This is a genomic window from Rhizobacter sp. P2_H2, from assembly GCF_056403375.1.
The window spans coordinates 1-1,520 of the sequence record NZ_JBFUFP010001198.1 but is presented as its reverse complement, the minus strand read 5'-3'; the positions used below and the strand labels follow the sequence as shown (position 1 = coordinate 1,520).

The following is a 1,520-nucleotide window of genomic DNA, read 5'->3' as shown; positions in this document are numbered from 1 at the left end:
GGCCTGGAACCAGGGCATCGATCTCTACGGCTTCGACAACAACCGCTTCCTGGCCGGCGCCGAGTACGTCGCCAAGGCCAACCTGATCGAGTCGGGCACGAGCTACTACGGCGTGCCTTACCTGGCCTACAACAATGCCGACAACGTCGACCAGGCCGTCCTTTCAACGGGATCGCAGGGCTCGGTGCGTCCCGCGTGGGCGCTGGTGTTCAACCACTATGTGAAGCGCAGGGGCCTGGCCGCGCCGTACACGCAGAAGTTCGCGGCGCTGGTTGCGCCCGAGGGCGGCGGCGGCAACTACGGGCCCAACAGCACCGGCTTCGACCAGCTCGGGTACGGCACGCTCACCTGCACGCGCGATGCGCTGGTGAGCGGGCTCGCGCCCAGCGGTCTCACCGCGCGCTCGAGCGCCGGCTCGGTGATCCTGTCGTGGTGGGGATGCGCCGAGGGGCTCAGCTACAACGTCAAGCGCGCGGCGTCGGCGTGCGGGACGTTCACGACGCTTGCCACCGGCATCGCCGATCTGCTGACCTACACCGACGCGGACGTCGCGGCCGGAACCTGGTACTACGTCGTCACCGCGACGACGGCGACCGGAGAGAGCGCCGCGTCAGGCTTCGTCACGGCCACGACCGACCTGCAATTGCACACGCGGCTGCAGTTCGACGAGACGAGCGGCAACAGTGCGGCCGACGCGACGGGCAACGGCCACACGGGCACCCTGGTCGGCGGTGCGAGCTTCGTCGCGGGACGCGTGGGCGGCGCCGTCTCGCTTGATGGCGTCACCGGCCATGTCAGCCTGCCCGACAAGCTCGTCGAGGACCTCTCCGACTTCACGCTCTCGGTCTGGCTGAAATGGAACGCAGCCACCCGGAACGCTCGCGTGTTCGACTTCGGGACGGGCACCGGACGCTACATGACGCTGAGGGCCAGTGCCGGCGCGACCGCGCGGCTTTCGACCACCGTCAGCGGCAGCCACAACGAGCGCAGCATCGACACCGCGGTGCTGCCGACCGGCGTCTGGACGCACATCGTCGTCACCTTGTCCGGCACGACCCAGACGCTCTACGTGGATGGTGTCGCGACCGGAAGCATCGCCGACATGCCCTTCGCCCCCTTTCGGCTGGGCGATACCGGCCGGAACTGGCTGGGGCGCTCCCAGTCCGGCACCGATCCGTACCTGGATGGCCTGATCGACGACTTCCGCCTCTACCGCAACGCGATGACCGCCGACCAGGTGGCAGGGCTGTTCGCATCCTGATCCCCTGCATGAAGGTCCTTCCCCGGGAGAACCCGGGGGCAGGGAAGCCCGCGTACGGCAGCGTGCGCAGGCTGCATTGGACTATGCTCGACCCAAGCCGGAACCTCCGCCTGATCCGGCGGGCCGAGCGAGTTCACCGATGACCCCCAAAGCACCTGCGTCGGACTCCCCACCCCAGCGGCGCGGCTGGCTGGCTTCCGTGTCGCGGATCCCGGGCGGCGGCATCGCGATCGCGCTGCTGGTGCGGGTGCTGGTGTTC

The 1,520-nt window shown here is 68.9% G+C and carries 1 protein-coding gene; it reads left to right on the top strand.

The annotated features are described in order from the left end of the window. The coding region (locus AC1D15_RS31540) for a LamG domain-containing protein (protein ID WP_477829143.1) at positions 1–1,261 on the top strand (1,261 nt) is incomplete at its 5' end. Positions 1,262–1,520: the final 259 nt, after the last annotated feature.